Genomic DNA, 16,058 nt, shown 5'->3' with positions numbered 1-16,058 from the left:
TCGGTCCTCCTGTCACACGCCGGTGCGAATGAGCTTGCGGTTGGCGAATTCGTCCAGTCCGAACCGCCCCAGCTCGCGGCCGAAGCCGGAGCGCTTGGTCCCTCCGAACGGCACTTCCGGGCCTTCGCCACCGAAGGTGTTGACCGACACCATCCCGGCGTCGATCCGGTCGGCCACCCGCAGCGCCTGTTCCTGGTCCGCGCTGAACACGTACGCTCCGAGCCCGAACGGGGTGTCGTTGGCGACGGCGATGGCCTCTTCCTCGGACGCGACGCGGTAAACGTGGGCGAAGGGGCCGAAGAACTCTTCGCGGGCGGCCTCGTTCCCGGGGGCGATGTCGACCAGCACGGTCGGCTCGACGAACGCACCGTGCCGTCCGCCGCCGAGCGCGACGCGCGCGCCACTCGCGACGGCCCGATTCAGCTGATCGGCCAGGAAGTCCGCGGCCGCCACCGAGGACACCGGCCCTAGCAGCGTGTCCGGTTTCGCCGGGTCGGACGGCCGCAGTTTCCGCAGCGCCGCGAGGAACTTCTCCAGGAACGGCTCATACACCTCGTCGGCGAGGATGAACCGCTTGGCGCCGCAGCAGACTTGCCCGGCGTTCTCGTAGAACCGCGCCCACAGCGCGCATTCGACGGTCGCGTCGAGGTCGTCCGAACTGAGCACGATGAACGGGTCCGAGCCGCCGAGTTCCAGCACGACCTTCTTCAGGTGCTGCCCGGCGATTCGCGCGACGGCCGAGCCGGCGGCTTCGGACCCGGTGACCGAAACCCCCTGCACCCGCGGATCGGCGAGGACGTCCTCGATTTGCGCGCTGGTGGCGTACAGCATTTCGTACGCGCCTTCGGGATATCCCGCGTCGGCGAAGATCCCCGCGATCGCCGCGGCCGATTCGGGGCACTGCGAGGCGTGCTTGAGCAGGATCGTGTTGCCGAGGAGCAAGTTCGGCGCGGCGAACCGCGCCACCTGGTAGTACGGGTAGTTCCACGGCATGACCCCGAGGACCACCCCGATCGGAGTGCGCCGGATTATCGCCTTGCCCGGTGTCGTCAGCAGTTCCAGTTGCTCGTCGGCGAGGAACTCCTCCGCCTTGTCCGAGTAGTACTGGAAGATGTCAGCGCAGACGTCGACCTCGCCGAGTGCGGATGTGATCGGCTTGCCCACTTCGCGCACGACAATGCGGGCGAGGCCCTCGCGCCGCTCCCGGTACAGCGCGGCAACCCGGCTGAGAAGAGCGGACCGTTCGGCCAACGGCGACGACCGGCCCCAGTTCCGGTACGCGGAGTCCGCGCGGTCGATGCCGGCTCTCACCTCCTCGTCGGTGAACGTCGCGAACTTCGAGACCGTCTCCCCGGTGCTGGGGTCGGTCACGGTGTACTTGCTCATCGGGTCCCTCGCTCGTCAGCTCGTCCGGGCGCTGCGCCATTCAAGGCACACCCCGCGCCTCGCGGACGGCGTGGCCGGCATTGAGCGCCCGTCCGGGGGAAGGCACGCGGAGGCCGCGCGGCAGCCACCCATGTGGGCACATTTCTTGCGCAGCGCTACGTCTCCAGCGCCGAGTGGCGTTTTCTGGTCCGAGAGCGACGTGCTCGCTTCGGCCGGATGGCGACCTCGTACACGCTCACCCAGGACACGGCGATGCCCGTGCGGTTGTGCTGAACCGACCTCCCCCTGAACAACGACAGGATTGCTGATGGAGACAGCGGACGACGGCAGGCGCCCGGTGGTGGTGCTCGGCGCCGGTGTGGCTGGGCTGACGGCCGCGCACCAGCTCGCCACCGCGGGCGTTCCGGTCGTCGTGCTCGAGGCCGGCGACCGGGTGGGCGGGCGGGCCTACACCGTGCGCGAAGGGTTCGCCGCAGGGCAGCAATGCGATCTTGGCGGCGAACTCCTGCTGGGGCCGTCCCAGGCAATTACGAAGCTCTGCGCCGAGGTGGGCGTCGAACTCTCCGAGCCGTTCTGGCTGTGGCGGGACGACACCGCGCCCGAGGAGCTGTTCGTGCACGGGATGCTCAACGAAGGCCACATCGTCCTCGGCGGAGAGGCGCTCCGGGGTGAGCGGTTCGCCGCCGTCGACCGGGAGATCCGCGCGGCCGTGCGGACCCACCCCCCGGCGCGCCACGAGCTGGTCAGCCAGTGGGTCGGCCGCCTGGACCTCTCGCCGGACGCGGAAGCGGCGCTGATCGCGATCTCCCACCTGGTCCCGTACGAGACGCACCAGATCGACGTCTCCGGGGTGCTGGTCGAAACGGGCCACTTCACCATCCAGCGCATCGTCGGCGGGTCACAGGTCCTGCCCGAGACGCTCGCGAAAGACCTCGACGTGCGGCTGAACTCGCCGGCGCGTGCGGTGCGCCAGCGCCGTGACGGCGTCGAGGTCGAGCTGGAAAGCGGGGAGCGGCTGGCCGGCGATCGGGTGATCGTGGCCGTTCCGGCGTCCATCACCGGCGCGCTGAGTTTCGACCCGCCGCTGCCGGCCAACCTGATGGCGGCGCTGTCGTCGCTGCAGCGTGCGCGGGGCGGCAAGGTCGCCTGCCAGTACGCCGAAGGCGACGCTGTCCGCGCGGCGCTGAGGCAGGTGGTGTCATCGGACGGGCCGGTCAACACGGCGTTCGTGAGCAACCAGTACACGACCGAAGGTCCCGCCGTCGTCAGCGGCTTCATCACCGGTGACGACCGGTTCGTCCTGGAAACCGAAGGGGCCGCGGCCGACGCGCTCGACGCCGTCGTCGAGGCGGCCGTGGGTGCCCCGGTTACCCGTCTCGCCAGCCGGCAGCACAACTGGACGACCGACCCGTACGTCAGGTCGGTGAGCACCTACGCCGACTTCACCGGACGCGGGGGCGCCTTCGCCGCCCAGTTCGCCGTGCCGCACCACCGGGTGCATTTCGCCGGCGACCACACCGACGTCTACTACCAAGGAACTCTCGAAGGTGCGGCGTTGTCCGGCCTGCGCGCCGCGGGCGAAGTGCTCCGCGCGTCCGAATCGTTGGCCCAGAAGGAAATCGAAGCAGGGTTGGTGCGGGCATGAGCACTGTCGTCGTCGGAGCCGGGCTCGCGGGACTCGCCGCAGCACGCAAGCTGCAGGCGGCCGGTGAGGAAGTCGTCGTCCTCGAAGCGACCTCGCGCGTCGGTGGTCGCACCCGCACCGAGCGGGACCGCCTGCGCCACGGCCAGCCCGCCGACCTCGGCGGGTCCTTCATCGACCTCGGCCAGAACCGGATCCTGCGCGCGTGCGCCGAGTTCGGGGTGAAGCTGACCCCCACCATGAACCTGCTGCGGCCCGGGCCGGACGGGCGGGTCGATATCGCCTCCGTTCTGGAGAACACCGTGGTGTGCCAAGGGCGGCGGCTGACGCCGGAGGAGTCCGCGAAGGTCGCTGACGAGGTGCGCGCGGCGCTGAACGCCGTTCCGCCGGTGGCTACGGAATCGATCGCGTCGTGGACGGCGCGGGCTCGGCTGTCGCCGTTGGCCCGGACGTTGGTCCGGGCACAGGCGGGGGCGAACCCGGTGCACGAGCCCGAAGAAACCCCGATGTCCACGATTCACCCGCCGCACTCCGGGAAGACGTGCTGGATGATCCCGGGCGGCGCCGATGCCCTTGCGACCGCGATGGCCGCGGGCCTGGACATCCGGTTCGGCCAGGTGGTGCGCTCGATCCGCCAGAACCAGGAGACCTTCGAGACCACGGTCAAGACCGCGTCGGCCGAGTTCACCACCGCGAACGTCATCGTCGCGACACCGGTGACTCCGACCCGCCGCATCAGCTTCGACCCGGTGCTGCCGGAGTGGAAGACCCAGGCCCTGCTGACCACGTCGATGTCCCAAGGCGGCAAGGTCGCCGGGCAGTACGCCGGCGGAACCGAGCTCCGGCGGCGGCTCGGGACGACCGTCACGAGCGACGGGCCGATTTCCTTCGCCTGGGCCGGCGAGCCGGGTGAACACGACACGGTCGTCGTCTACGGCCTGGTGCCCGACCTGAGCGACGGCTTCCTGCGGGACGAAGACCGGGCGCTCGCCGCGCTCGACGACCTCGTCCGGGTGGCGTCGGGCACCGAGCCCGAGCGGCTCTCCGGCGTGCTCCAGGATTGGACGAGGGACGAGTACGCCGGGGGCGTCGTGTCGTGTCCGATGGCCGACTTCCCGCGGCTGCCCGCGTTGCTGGCCCGTGCTGTCGGCTGGGGAAGGATCCACTTCGCCGGCGAGCACACCGCGGAGCACTGGGTGAGCAGCATGGACGGTGCGCTGCGCTCGGGCGACCGCGCCGCCGACGAGGTGCTGCTGCAGCGGTCCCTGACGCCCACCGCCTGGCGAAAGACGGCCACCTGACATCCATCCCCGTCCACGATGAGCCGCTGGGCGGTCCGAACTCGTGAGGGGCCGGTCACTTCGCCGGGCCGTCGCCGAGGACGAAGCCGCCTTCCGCGCGCCCGCCGGCGGGCTGAGGACCGGCCGATGAATGCCGGCCTGCCCAGTCCGATCAGGCCGGCATTGTGTTGCGCGGGGTTCAAGTCCCGTCGTGCGCGGCCCGCAGCAACTCGCTCAGCGCGATGAACTTCTTCCGCGGCCGCCCTTGACCGGTGCCACGCGACTTCTCCGCCGCGTCGATCCGGTGCCACCCGGACTTGTCGACGACGTCGACGCCGCGGGCGGCCAGTATTCCGGCCAGCGCCGCCGGGTCGTGTTCCGGAGCGCTCAGCCGGTCGTCGGCCAGGTCCTGCAGGATGCTGTCGACCGTCTCAGCCGCGTCGGCCTTGTTCGTGCCGATGATGCCGCGGGGTCCGCGTTTGATCCAGCCCGAGCAGTAGAGCCCGGGGACGCTCTCATCGGACGACGGTTCGACGACACGGCCCCCGTCGTGCGGGACGGTCGCGGTGACCGGGTCGAACGGCAGGCCCTCGACCTCCGCGCCGCGGTAGCCGATCGCGCGGAACACGGCCGACGTCGGGATGGTCTCGAGACTGCCGTCCGTACGCCGGAAGGTGATCGATCGCACCTGGTCGCCGCCGTCGATCGAGACCGGTTCCAGCCCGAAGCGCAGGCGGATCACGCGATCGGCGTGCCGTCCGGCGTCGCGTGCCGCGCGGAGCAGGATTTCGTGCCGCCGACCGTGATCGGGAGCTGCGGCGACCTCGCCGGGGTCGGCCCGCAGCGCGATGCCGTCGAGCTTCGAGAGGGCGAGCAACTCGCTGAGCGAGTACGCGGCGTGCTCGGGTCCTCGCCGCGCCACGATGTCGACCTCGCGGATGCCGGACCGCGAGAGCGCCTCGAGAGCCGTGTCCGAGATGTCGGTGCGTCCCAGCACATCGGGGCCGAGGAGCAGGGTCCGTGCCACGTCGAGGGCCACGTTGCCGTTGCCGACGACGACCGCCCGGTCGCCGCGGACGGTGAACGAGCGTTCCGCGAACTCGGGGTGGCCGTTGTACCAGGCGACGAAGTCCCGGGCGGACCAGACGCCGGCAAGGCGCTCGCCCGGTACGCCCAGCTCGCGGTCGGCCCCCGCGCCGCCGGCCCAGATGACCGCGTGGTGGTGGTCGAGCAGTTCCGGCAGCGTGATGTCCCGGCCGACCTCGACGTTGAAGAAGCAGGAGACGGTGCGGCGATCGAGGTAGGCGCCGAACCGTTCGGCGATCGACTTGGTGCGGACGTGGTCCGGGGCGACGCCGGTGCGGATCAGGCCGAACGGCGTCGGGAGCCGGTCGAACACCGAGACCGTGACGCCGGGGATCTCGCTCAGCAGGCCGGTGGCGTACATGCCGGCCGGGCCTGACCCGACGACCGCGACCCGGAGGCTGTCGTGCCCGTCGGGGAGGACGCGCCGCGTGTAGCCGGGCACGTCCGCCTTGGACAGCGGATGCGCGTCGAAGTACTCGGCGTTGAGGTCGACGTAGTCGCTGTAGTGGTCCGGGACCTCGTAGTCCGGGTAGATCGCCTCCACCGGGCAGGCGTCCATGCAGGCGCCGCAGTCGATGCACGCTTTCGGGTCGATGTACAGCTGTTCGGTGTGGGTGAAGTCGGGGTCGCCGGGGCGCGGCCGGATGCACTGCACCGGACAGGTCGGCACGCAGGAGGCGTCGTTGCAGCATCCTTGGGTGATCACGTAGGCCATTGCGGGCTCCGATTCGGTTCGGGAACGAGGTCCTCCCACGGCGTGCGGTCCCGGATCGCCTGCCGGTAACGGGCGACGTCTCGGGGTGCGTTCACGCACAGCGCACCGCGGACGACGCCGTGGCGGCCGAAGACGACCGAGATGCCGTTCGCGTCCAGCCGCCGGACCGCCGACACGTCGGCGTCCGAGGTGATCCCGACGCTGTGGATCTTTTCGCCGAACTGGTCGGACCAGAAGTACGGGACGTGGGTGTAGGGCTCGTCCGAGCCCAGCAGGCTCAGTGCGGCGTGCTTCCCCTGCTCGACGGCGTTGAGCCAGTGCTCGACGCGCATGTCGTGGCCGAACAACGGGTTGTGCCAGCGGGCGATGTCGCCGGCGGCGACCACGCCCGGGAGCGTTGTGCGCAGTCTCGCGTCGCAGACCACCCCGTCGTCGATCGAGATGTTGCTCCCGCCGAGCCAGGCCGTGGCCGGGGTGACCCCGACTCCGGCCACGACGAGGTCGGCTGTGAGGTGGGTCCCGTCGGAGAGAGCGATCTTGGACTGGTCGCCGGACCGCTCGATCCGCTCGATCCTGCTGCCGACGTGCACCGAAACTCCATGGGCGGCGTGCAGGTCGGCGAACCATCGGCCGGTCTCCGCCCCGACCACGCGGGCGAGTGGGGCGGCTTCGATCTCGATCACCGAGGCAGCCAGGCCGAGTTCGCGGGCGGTCGCGGCGATCTCCAGGCCGATGAACCCGGCCCCGATGATCACGATGTGGCGCCCAGGGCGGAGTTCGGCGTGCAGCGCCGCGGCGTCGGACAGCGTCCGCAGCACGCGGACCGGGCCGGTCTGCTCGGTCTGGTTCCAGGTCCGCACCGCGGAGCCGGTGGCGATGACCAGGCCGTCGTAGGGCAGCCGGCTGCCGTCGGCGAGCACGACCTGCCTGGCGGCCGCGGAAAGGCGCACCGCGCGCTGACCGAGCCGCAGCGCGATGCCGTGTTCGTCGTACCAATCTCGCGGCCGCAACGCCACGTCCGCGGCGCCGGGGCCCGCTTTCAGCGCTTCCTTCGACAGCGGCGGCCGGTCGTAGGGCAGCTGCGGTTCCGCGCCGACCAGCGTGACGTCGCCCTCGAAGCCGCCCTGACGCAGGGCCTCGACGACGTTGACGCCCGCGACGGACGCGCCGACGACCACGATCCGGTCCATGGTCAGCAGTCCCGGAGTTCGAGCGCCTTCGTCGGGCACGCGCGGACGGCGGTTTCCGCGTCCGCACGCCGTGCGTCGTCGATCTCGTCGACCAGGACGACGACCTTCCCCGTCGTCTCGTCGACGTCGCACAGGTCCGGCGACTCCATCATGCAGCAGGCGGTTCCCTTGCACGCGGCGATGTCCGCGACGATTTTCAGTGTCATCGGGCGTTCCTTCTCCATCGAGGCAGAGGCCGACTTTCGCGCCGGACGGCACGGTCGGGCTCGTTCCGCCGGGAAAGACAGCCCGAACGGGGGGCGGATCCCTGGCATGCCCGCGTCGAAACACGTGGTTTCGCGGGTGCTGGGGAAGTCGCCCTGCCTGATCCCGAGGTACACACGGTCGGCAACCCGCCCATCCGGGCGCGATCCGCGCACAGCGTGCGGCGACGCTGCGGTGGTTCCCGCACGATCCGGTGCGCCACCGCATGTTCTGGAGGAGGACAGATGACGGCTTCCGGCGATCCGCTCTTCGCCTTGCACCACATCGGCATCGTCACCGCGAAGGAGCGTTATCACGACGTCGTCGCCACTCTCCTGGGTTGCCTCGGCGGCGTCGTCGAGGAAGAGGGCGGCGATGACAAACTGGACATCCTCGGGTCGTGGATCCAAGTGGGGGCCGGCCTCCGGCTCGAGGTGTTCGCTCCGCGGCACCGGATTGACACCCCGATCACGAGGTACCTGGCCAAGTCGGGCGGCGGGCTGCACCACGTTTCCCTGGAGACCACCGAGATCGGCGCGTGCAAGGCGCTGGCCGTCGCCGGCGGTGCCGCGATCGTCGGGGAGTCTGCCGACCACGACGGCTGGGCGGAACATTTCATCGACCCCGCGCAGACCGGCGGTGCGCTGCTGCACTGGATGCAACGCATCTGACGGTGGCACACCGGCATCCCCCTGTCGGGCCCTGAATCGGCGCCGGCTCGCTCGAAGTTCACCAACGTCTGGGACCGTGACGCCCGTCAATGAACAAGCGCTTAGTTACTTGGAGATCCGATGCGTGAAGCCGTCATCGTCGCCACGGCCCGCTCGCCCATCGGCCGGGCCGGCAAGGGGTCGCTCAAGGACCTGCGACCCGATGACCTGGCCGCGACGATGGTGCGCGCGGCGCTGGCGCAGGTCCCCGAGCTGGACCCGCGGGACATCGACGACCTGCTCCTCGGCTGCGGCCAACCCGCTGGCGAGTCGGGCAACAACCTGGGCCGCGTGGTGGCCGTCCTCGCCGGGATGGACCACCTGCCCGGCGTCACGGTGAACCGTTACTGCTCGAGCAGCCTGCAAACGACCCGGATGGCGCTGCACGCCATCCGCGCCGGCGAGGGTGACGTCTTCGTCTCCGTCGGTGTCGAGACCGTGAGCCGGTACGGCAACGGCGTGTCCGACAACCCCGAGGGCCGGAACCCGGTGTTCGCCGACGCCCAGGTGCGCACCGGCAAGTTCGCCGAAGGCGGCCAGACCTGGGCTGACCCGCGGACCGAGGGCGCCCTGCCGGACGTTTACATCGCGATGGGGCAGACTGCGGAGAACGTGGCCCAGCTCAAGGGCGTGTCCCGCGCGGAGCAGGACGCCTTCGCGGTCCGCAGCCAGAACCTGGCCGAGCAGGCCATCGCAAGTGGCTTCTGGGCCGGCGACATCACTCCGGTGACGCTACCGGACGGCACCGTCGTCCGGGCCGACGACGGCCCGCGGGCCGGGGTGACACTGGCGGGCGTCGCCGGGCTGAAGCCGGTGTTCCGTCCGGATGGCACGGTCACCGCCGGCAACTGCTGCCCGCTCAACGACGGCGCCGCCGCCGTCGTGATCATGTCCGACACCAAGGCGAAGCAGCTCGGCCTGAACCCGCTGGCGCGGATCGTCAGCACCGGGGTTTCCGGGCTGTCGCCGGAAATCATGGGTCTCGGCCCGGTCGAGGCCTCCCGCAAGGCACTGGCACTGGCGGGTCTGTCCATCGGTGACATCGACCTGGTGGAGATCAACGAGGCTTTCGCGGCGCAGGTGATCCCGTCGGCGCGTGACCTCGGCGTCGACGTGGACAGGCTCAACGTCAACGGTGGCGCGATCGCCGTGGGGCACCCGTTCGGCATGACCGGCGCGCGGCTCACCAGCACGCTGATCAACTCCCTGCGGTGGCACGACAAGCAGTTCGGGCTCGAGACCATGTGCGTCGGCGGTGGCCAGGGTATGGCGATGGTGCTGGAGCGGCTCTCGTGACCGGCCGGACCGCGATCGTCACCGGCGCCAGCCGCGGGATCGGGCTCGCGATCGCCGAACGGCTGGTCGCCGACGGGATGCGGGTCGTGATCACCGCCCGCAACAAGGACGCCCTCGACGAGGCAGTCGAGCGGCTCGGCGCGGAGCACGCGCTCGGCGTGGCCGGGCGGGCCGATGACGCTGGGCACCAGGAGGAGGTCGTCCGGCGGACACTCGACACGTTCGGCAGCATCGACTTCCTGGTGAACAACACCGGCATCAACCCGGCCTACGGGCCGATGACCGGACTCGACCTCGATGCGGCGCGCAAGACGGTCGAGGTGAACTGCATCGCCGCGGTGTCCTGGGTGCAGAAGGTGCACGCCGCCTGGATGGGCGCGCACGGCGGGGCGATCGTCAACGTCTCGTCGGTGTCGGGCATCCGGCCCGCGCGCAACATCGGTTTCTACGGCGCCACCAAGGCGATGCTGAACTCGATCACCGAGTTGCTCGCCCTCGAGCTCGGACCGGCCATCCGGGTGAACGGCGTCGCGCCGGCCGTGGTCAAGACGCGGTTCGCGGCGGCGCTGTACGAAGGCCGCGAAGCGAAAACCAGCCGGGCCTATCCCCTCAAGCGCCTCGGCGTGCCCGACGACGTCGCCGGGGTTGTCGCGTTCCTGCTGTCCGACGACGCTGCCTGGCTGACCGGTCAGACAGTCGTCCTCGACGGCGGCGGAACTCTCACCTCGAGCGTCGAGTGACCACCCACCACACCAACTGGAGTGATCTCATGAGTTCACCACCGCGCACCGCCATCGTGACCGGAGCGGCCCGCGGAATCGGCGCCGGCGTGGCGAAACGGCTCGCCGCCGACGGGTTGGCCGTCGCCGTCCTCGACCTCGACGAATCCGCGTGCCAGAAGGTCGTCGACCAACTGACCGCCGACGGCGGGCGCGCGCTCGCCGTGGCCGTCGATGTGACCGACGAAGCGGCGGTGACCACCGCCGTCGGGCGGGTCGCGACCGAACTCGGTGATCCGGCCGTCCTCGTCAACAACGCCGGAATCATCCGCGACAACCTGCTGTTCAAGATGAGCGTCGACGACTGGGACGCGGTCCTGGCCGTCCACCTGCGCGGCTCGTTCCTGATGAGCCGTGCCGTCCAGGGGTTCATGACGAAGGCCGGCTGGGGACGGATCGTGAACCTGTCCAGCACGTCGGCGCTCGGCAACCGCGGCCAGGCGAACTATTCGGCGGCGAAGGCCGGGCTGCAGGGGTTCACCAAGACGCTCGCGCTGGAACTCGGCAAGTTCGGTGTCACCGTCAACGCCATCGCACCGGGCTTCGTCGAAACCGAAATGACCGAGGCGACCGCCGCGCGCATGGGTATGTCCTTCGAGGACTTCCGCGATGCCGTAGTCGCTCGGATCCCGGTGAACCGCTCGGGCCTGCCCGCCGACATCGCCCACGCGGTCTCCTTCTTCACCAGCGAGGGCGCCGGATACGTCTCGGGCCAGGTGCTCTACGTCGCTGGAGGGCCGACCGCATGAGGGTCTTCCGGGGTATCGAGGAACTCGAGGGGGCCGTCGGCACGCATCTGGGCTACTCCGAGTGGCACACCATCACGCAGGAGCAGATCGACGCGTTCGCCGAGAGCACCGGCGACCACCAGTGGATCCACACCGACCCGGTGCGCGCTGCCGAGGGCCCGTTCGGGACGACCGTCGCGCACGGCTACCTGACGCTGAGTCTGGTGCCGATGCTGCTCGGGCAGATTTTCACGGTCGAGGGCTTCCGGGCCGCGGTCAACTACGGTGCGAACAGGCTCCGGTTCCCGGCGCCCGCGCCCGCCGGGTCCCGGGTGCGCGCCGGCGCCGAGCTGGTGTCGGTCACGGCCGGTTCCGGCGGATGGCAGCTCGTTCACCGTGTCACGATCGAACGGGATCGCGGCGGCAAACCCGCCTGCGTCGTCGAAACCGTGAGCGTGGTGACACCGTGACCGCCGCGCAGAACCCGGCCGGTCTCGACCTGCGCCGGCTCCGGCAGTGGCTGCCGACGGCTGTCCCCGGTGCCGGGGGCGAGCTGTCCGCGAAACTGATCGCGGGCGGCAAGTCCAACCTCACCTACGAGGTGACCGACGGAACGAGCACGTGGATCGTGCGCCGCCCGCCGATCGGGCACGTGCTCGCCACCGCACACGACATGGCCCGGGAGTACCGGGTGATGGCCGCACTTCAGGACACCGATGTCCCGGTGCCCAGGACGCACGCACTGTGCGAGGACACGGCGATTCTTGGTGCGCCCTTCTACGTGATGGAGCGAGTCGAGGGGATCCCGTACCGATACGCGGGGGACGTCGCCGGGTTGACGCCGGAGCGGGTTCGCGTGATTTCGGAAGCGCTCGTGGACACGCTCGGCGCGCTGCACTCGGTCGACCCGGCTGCGGTCGGCCTCGCGGGCTTCGGTCGCCCGGAAGGTTTTCTGGCTCGCCAGGTGAACCGGTGGAAGAAGCAGATCGACGCTTCTCGCACTCGCGACCTTCCGGCCGCCGACGAACTGCACAAGCAACTCGCCGCGAGGGTTCCCACGGAGTCCGCGGCCGGGATCGTGCATGGCGACTACCGCCTCGACAACGTCCTCGTCGATGCGCAGGACCGGCTGGTCGCGGTGATCGACTGGGAGATGGCGACACTCGGCGATCCGCTGACCGACCTGGCGCTCATGCTCGTCTACGGCCGGCTCGCCGACGCCTCGGTGAGCGACCTGATCGCCGATGTTTCCACCGTGCCCGGTTTCCTCAGCGAGAAGGAGATCGTCGAGCGATACTCCCGCGGCAGCCGCCGCGATCTGTCGGAACTCGGTTTCTACGTGGCGCTCGCGTCGTTCAAGCTCGCGGCCATCCTCGAAGGCATCCACTTCAGGCACGTCCACGGCCAGACCGTTGGCGAAGGATTCGCTGGAATCGGCGACGCCGTCGTGCCGCTGCTGGAGAGCGGCCTGCGATCCCTGCAGGAGTACCGCTGATGGAATTCCAGTTGGACTCCCGGACCGAGCACCTCCGCACCGAACTGCTCGACTTCATGGACTCGCACGTGTACCCGTCCGAAAAGGCCTTCGCCGAGCAGCTGGCCGGACTGGACAACCGGTGGGCCTGGGACTCGGCTCCCGTACTCGCCGACCTGCGCGCCGAGGCTCGCCGACGTGGGCTGTGGAACCTGTTCCTCCCGGGCGAGCACGGCGGGGGACTCACCAACCTGCAGTACGCACCCCTGGCCGAGATCACCGGTCGTGCCCTGCACCTGGCGCCGCCCGCCCTCAACTGCGCGGCGCCGGACACCGGCAACATGGAGGTGCTCGCTCAGTTCGGCACCGAAGAGCAGCGACGGCGGTGGCTGACCCCGCTGCTCGACGGCCGGATCCGGTCGGCGTTCGCGATGACCGAGCCGGACGTCGCTTCGTCGGATGCCAGCAACATCGGCACACGGATCGAGCGTGACGGCGACGAGTACGTGCTCAACGGGCGCAAATGGTGGATCACCGGAGCGATGAACCCGAACTGCCGGATCTTCGTCGTGATGGGCAAGACGGACCCGGGCGCCGACCGCCACCGGCAGCAGTCGATGATCCTCGTCCCGCGGGACACCCCGGGCCTCGTGGTGGAGCGGGGCATGGAGGTGTTCGGCTACGACGACCACGACCACGGCGGCCACGCCCAGCTGACGTTGACCGACGTGCGGGTTCCGGCCGAGAACCTGATCGCCGGTGAGGGAGACGGGTTCGCGGTCGCCCAAGCCCGGCTCGGCCCCGGGCGCATCCACCACTGCATGCGCTCGATCGGCGTTGCCGAGCGGGCGCTCGAGCTGATGTGTGCCCGCGCGGAAGAACGGGTCGCGTTCGGCAAGCCGCTCGCGGAGCAGGGCGTCGTCCGGGACTGGATCGCCGAGTCGCGGGTCCGGCTCGAACAGCTGCGGCTGCTGGTGCTGAAGACGGCCTGGCTGATGGACACCGTCGGGAACAAGGGCGCGCATTCCGAGATCCAGGCGATCAAGATCGCGACGCCGCGGACGGTGCAATGGATCATCGACAAGGCGATCCAGGTGCATGGCGCCGGTGGGCTCTCGCAGGACTTCCCGTTGGCCGCCGCGTATGCCGGGATCCGGACGCTCCGGTTCGCCGACGGCCCCGACGAGGTGCACAAGAACGCGCTGGCCCGCGCTGAGCTGCGCCGGCAAGCCGAACAGAGAGGAAGGCGATGACCGCCGAAGAGCTCCGCGAACGGGTCGCACAGTTCCTGGCCTCCCACGACCCGGCCACCACCGATCCGCTGGCGTTCCTCCGGGCACGCTTCGACGCGGGCCTGGCGTGGATCTCCTATCCGGAAGGCTGCGGTGGCCTCGGGCTGCCGCAGTCCCTGCAGCCGGACGTCGACCGGCTGTTCGCCGAAGCGGGTGCTCCGACCAACCGTCCGGAGGCCAACGGAATCGGCCTCGGCATGGCCGCACCGACGATCGTCGCGTTCGGCACGGATGAACAGAAGGACCGGTACCTGCGCCCGCTGTGGACCGGCGAAGAGATCTGGTGCCAGCTGTTCAGCGAACCCGGCGCGGGCTCGGACCTCGCGAACGTTGCCACGCGCGCGGTGCGCGACGGCGCCGAGTGGGTGGTCAACGGCCAGAAGGTGTGGACGTCGGTCGCGCACCTGGCCAGGTTCGCGATCCTCCTGGCGCGCACCGACCCCGACGTGCCCAAGCACGCCGGCCTGACCTACTTCCTGTGCGACATGAACGCGCCGGGCGTGGAAGTGCGTCCGCTGCGGCAGATCACCGGCGAGGCGGAGTTCAACGAGGTGTTCCTCACCGACGTGCGGATCCCCGACAGCCAACGGCTCGGCTCGGTCGGCGAAGGCTGGAAGGTCGCCAACGCGACGCTCAACAACGAGCGCGTTTCCATCGGCAAGTCCGCCGAGCGGGAGACCGGCATGATCGGCGTCGTCGCGCGGACCTGGCGCGATCACCCGGAACTACGAACACCGGAACTGCGCGAGCGCTTGCTGCGGCTGTGGGTCGAAGCCGAGGTCGCCCGGCTGACCGGAAGCCGGCTGCGGCAGAAACTGGCCATGGGCCAGCCCGGTCCCGAAGGCTCGACGATGAAACTGACCTTCGCGCGCCTGAGCCAGCAGCTGTCCGGGCTCGAACTGGAGATCCTCGGTGAACACGGGTTGCGCTACTCCGACTGGACCATGGTGCGTCCGGAATCGGTGACGTTCACCGGCCGCGACGCCGGATACCGCTACCTGCGGGCCAAAGGCAACTCCATCGAAGGTGGCACCTCGGAGATCCTGCGGAACATCGTGGGGGAGCGCGTGCTGGGCCTGCCTGCCGAGCCCCGGGCCGACAAGAACGTGCCGTGGAAGGAGATTCCCCGATGAACGAACTCGACCTGCTCCCGAACGAACTCGAACAGGACCTGCGGGCGACCGTGCGGGACCTGCTGCAGGACCGGTGTTCGTCACCGGAGGTGACCGCCCTGTACGACGGTGACCGATCGGTCGTCGCGGAACTGTGGAAGGCACTGGCCGAGGACCTCGGCCTGGCCGGGCTGTTGGTCAGCGAGAAGCACGGCGGCCACGGCGCGTCGGCACGAGAGGCGGCGGTGGTCCTGGAAGAGCTGGGCCGCTCAGCCGCGCCGGTCCCGTTCCTCACCAGCTCGGTCGTCGCCACCACCGCGCTGGCCGGCAGCGACGCCGACCTACTCGGCGAATTGGCGGCGGGCACTCGCACCGCGGCGCTGCTGGTGCCCTGGTCGACCGCACCCGGTGCGGACCTGCCGGTGCTGCGGTTGGACGGAGACCGGATCACCGGCACCGTGACGAGCGTCGCCGGGGCAACCGAGGCCGACGTGCTCTTGGTCATCGCCCAGACCGCTGGCGGCCCGGCGCTGTACGAGGTCGCGGCCAACGCTGCGTCGGTGACACCGGTCGTCTCCCTCGACATGTCCCGTCAACTCGCCGACGTCCACCTCGACGCCGTCCACGGTCGCCTCGTCGTCGCCGACGGTGCGGCCGCGGTGCGGCGCGCGCTGGAATGCGGCGCGGGGCTGCTGGCCGCCGAACAGGTCGGCCTGGCCCGCTGGTGCCTGGAGACCACCGTCGAGTACCTCAAGATGCGCAGGCAATTCGGCCGCACCGTCGGCGGGTTCCAAGCCCTCAAACACCGATTGGCCGACCTGTACACGAGCGTCGAGTCGGCCGCCGCGGCAGCCCAGTACGCCGCGGCAGCCCTCGCGACCGGCGATCCCGACACTCCCGTCGCTGTTGCCGTCGCACAGGCATATTGCGGCGACGTCGCGGTGGTCGCCGCGGAGGAAGCGGTTCAACTGCACGGCGGCATCGGGATGACCTGGGAACATCCGGCCCACCTCTACCTCAAACGCGCCAAGTCGGACCAGATCGCGCTCGGAACCCCGGGTGCCCACCGTTTCCGGCTTGGGGAGCTGGTCGACCTTCCCGCCTGATCCGCGATCAAATCTTGGC

General features: G+C 70.1%; 15 protein-coding genes. 11 read left to right on the top strand and 4 right to left on the bottom strand.

What is annotated here, in order from left to right; genetic code table 11:
• Positions 1–12: 12 nt before the first annotated feature.
• The gene (locus IE290_RS10295) at positions 13–1,386 is read right to left on the bottom strand and encodes an NAD-dependent succinate-semialdehyde dehydrogenase (protein ID WP_191244317.1); all 1,374 of its coding nucleotides are present in this window, start codon (positions 1,384–1,386) and stop codon (positions 13–15) included.
• 307 nt (positions 1,387–1,693) lie between these two features.
• On the opposite strand from IE290_RS10295, the gene IE290_RS10290 reads away from it, so the two are divergent.
• Together IE290_RS10290 and IE290_RS10285 are read left to right on the top strand one after the other, a co-directional pair.
• Positions 1,694–3,031 (top strand): flavin monoamine oxidase family protein, encoded by a 1,338-nt coding sequence (locus IE290_RS10290; protein WP_191244316.1) that lies wholly within the window; start codon positions 1,694–1,696, stop codon positions 3,029–3,031.
• Positions 3,028–4,329, top strand: coding sequence for a flavin monoamine oxidase family protein (locus IE290_RS10285; protein WP_191244315.1), 1,302 nt, complete (start codon positions 3,028–3,030; stop codon positions 4,327–4,329). Before IE290_RS10290 ends, IE290_RS10285 begins: the two co-directional genes overlap by 4 nt.
• 178 nt (positions 4,330–4,507) lie before the next feature.
• Here the strand turns inward: IE290_RS10285 and IE290_RS10280 are convergent, their stop codons facing one another.
• From IE290_RS10280 to IE290_RS10270, 3 genes are read right to left on the bottom strand one after another with little or no spacing between them, the layout of a single operon-like run.
• The gene (locus tag IE290_RS10280) at positions 4,508–6,109 is read right to left on the bottom strand and encodes a 4Fe-4S binding protein (RefSeq protein WP_191244314.1); all 1,602 of its coding nucleotides are present in this window, start codon (positions 6,107–6,109) and stop codon (positions 4,508–4,510) included.
• Entirely contained in the window at positions 6,097–7,338 is a 1,242-nt protein-coding gene (locus IE290_RS10275) for an NAD(P)/FAD-dependent oxidoreductase (protein ID WP_191244313.1), read from the bottom strand. Before IE290_RS10275 ends, IE290_RS10280 begins: the two co-directional genes overlap by 13 nt.
• Positions 7,302–7,505, bottom strand: coding sequence for a ferredoxin (locus tag IE290_RS10270; RefSeq protein WP_191244312.1), 204 nt, complete (start codon positions 7,503–7,505; stop codon positions 7,302–7,304). The genes IE290_RS10275 and IE290_RS10270 overlap by 37 nt, the downstream gene beginning before the upstream one ends.
• Positions 7,506–7,787: 282 nt before the next feature.
• Between IE290_RS10270 and IE290_RS10265 the strand changes: the two genes are divergently transcribed.
• The 9 genes from IE290_RS10265 to IE290_RS10225 all read left to right on the top strand — a co-directional run bounded on the left by IE290_RS10265 (position 7,788) and on the right by IE290_RS10225 (position 16,039).
• Positions 7,788–8,213, top strand: coding sequence for a VOC family protein (locus tag IE290_RS10265; protein WP_191244311.1), 426 nt, complete (start codon positions 7,788–7,790; stop codon positions 8,211–8,213).
• Between the two features lie 120 nt (positions 8,214–8,333).
• A complete protein-coding gene (locus IE290_RS10260; protein WP_191244310.1) occupies positions 8,334–9,548 on the top strand; it encodes an acetyl-CoA C-acetyltransferase in 1,215 nt (404 codons plus the stop codon).
• Positions 9,545–10,288 (top strand): SDR family oxidoreductase, encoded by a 744-nt coding sequence (locus tag IE290_RS10255; RefSeq protein WP_191244309.1) that lies wholly within the window; start codon positions 9,545–9,547, stop codon positions 10,286–10,288. The genes IE290_RS10260 and IE290_RS10255 overlap by 4 nt, the downstream gene beginning before the upstream one ends.
• Positions 10,289–10,317: 29 nt before the next feature.
• Entirely contained in the window at positions 10,318–11,076 is a 759-nt protein-coding gene (gene fabG / locus IE290_RS10250; RefSeq protein WP_191244308.1) for a 3-oxoacyl-ACP reductase FabG, read from the top strand.
• Positions 11,073–11,525, top strand: coding sequence for a MaoC family dehydratase (locus IE290_RS10245; protein WP_191244307.1), 453 nt, complete (start codon positions 11,073–11,075; stop codon positions 11,523–11,525). Before fabG ends, IE290_RS10245 begins: the two co-directional genes overlap by 4 nt.
• On the top strand, positions 11,522–12,550 hold the full coding sequence (locus tag IE290_RS10240; RefSeq protein ID WP_229874383.1) for a phosphotransferase family protein: 1,029 nt from the start codon (positions 11,522–11,524) through the stop codon (positions 12,548–12,550). The genes IE290_RS10245 and IE290_RS10240 overlap by 4 nt, the downstream gene beginning before the upstream one ends.
• Entirely contained in the window at positions 12,550–13,782 is a 1,233-nt protein-coding gene (locus IE290_RS10235; protein ID WP_191244305.1) for an acyl-CoA dehydrogenase family protein, read from the top strand. The genes IE290_RS10240 and IE290_RS10235 overlap by 1 nt, the downstream gene beginning before the upstream one ends.
• A complete protein-coding gene (locus tag IE290_RS10230; RefSeq protein WP_191244304.1) occupies positions 13,779–14,954 on the top strand; it encodes an acyl-CoA dehydrogenase family protein in 1,176 nt (391 codons plus the stop codon). Before IE290_RS10235 ends, IE290_RS10230 begins: the two co-directional genes overlap by 4 nt.
• Positions 14,951–16,039, top strand: a complete 1,089-nt coding sequence (locus IE290_RS10225; RefSeq protein ID WP_191244303.1) for an acyl-CoA dehydrogenase family protein — start codon at positions 14,951–14,953, stop codon at positions 16,037–16,039. The genes IE290_RS10230 and IE290_RS10225 overlap by 4 nt, the downstream gene beginning before the upstream one ends.
• Positions 16,040–16,058: the final 19 nt, after the last annotated feature.

It is taken from the genome of Amycolatopsis deserti, assembly GCF_014653945.1.
Classification (GTDB): Bacteria; Actinomycetota; Actinomycetes; order Mycobacteriales; family Pseudonocardiaceae; genus Amycolatopsis_E; species Amycolatopsis_E deserti.
This window is presented reverse-complemented; position numbering and strand designations above follow the sequence as displayed.

Bases quoted from the DNA above. Each gene is read 5' to 3' on its own strand.
- IE290_RS10295 (WP_191244317.1), bottom strand. From the start codon at position 1,386: ATGAGCAAGTACACCGTGACCGACCCCAGCACCGGGGAGACGGTCTCG.
- IE290_RS10290 (WP_191244316.1), top strand. From the start codon at position 1,694: ATGGAGACAGCGGACGACGGCAGGCGCCCGGTGGTGGTGCTCGGCGCC.
- IE290_RS10285 (WP_191244315.1), top strand. From the start codon at position 3,028: ATGAGCACTGTCGTCGTCGGAGCCGGGCTCGCGGGACTCGCCGCAGCA.
- IE290_RS10280 (WP_191244314.1), bottom strand. From the start codon at position 6,109: ATGGCCTACGTGATCACCCAAGGATGCTGCAACGACGCCTCCTGCGTG.
- IE290_RS10270 (WP_191244312.1), bottom strand. From the start codon at position 7,505: ATGACACTGAAAATCGTCGCGGACATCGCCGCGTGCAAGGGAACCGCC.
- IE290_RS10265 (WP_191244311.1), top strand. From the start codon at position 7,788: ATGACGGCTTCCGGCGATCCGCTCTTCGCCTTGCACCACATCGGCATC.
- IE290_RS10260 (WP_191244310.1), top strand. From the start codon at position 8,334: ATGCGTGAAGCCGTCATCGTCGCCACGGCCCGCTCGCCCATCGGCCGG.
- fabG (WP_191244308.1), top strand. From the start codon at position 10,318: ATGAGTTCACCACCGCGCACCGCCATCGTGACCGGAGCGGCCCGCGGA.
- IE290_RS10245 (WP_191244307.1), top strand. From the start codon at position 11,073: ATGAGGGTCTTCCGGGGTATCGAGGAACTCGAGGGGGCCGTCGGCACG.
- IE290_RS10235 (WP_191244305.1), top strand. From the start codon at position 12,550: ATGGAATTCCAGTTGGACTCCCGGACCGAGCACCTCCGCACCGAACTG.
- IE290_RS10230 (WP_191244304.1), top strand. From the start codon at position 13,779: ATGACCGCCGAAGAGCTCCGCGAACGGGTCGCACAGTTCCTGGCCTCC.
- IE290_RS10225 (WP_191244303.1), top strand. From the start codon at position 14,951: ATGAACGAACTCGACCTGCTCCCGAACGAACTCGAACAGGACCTGCGG.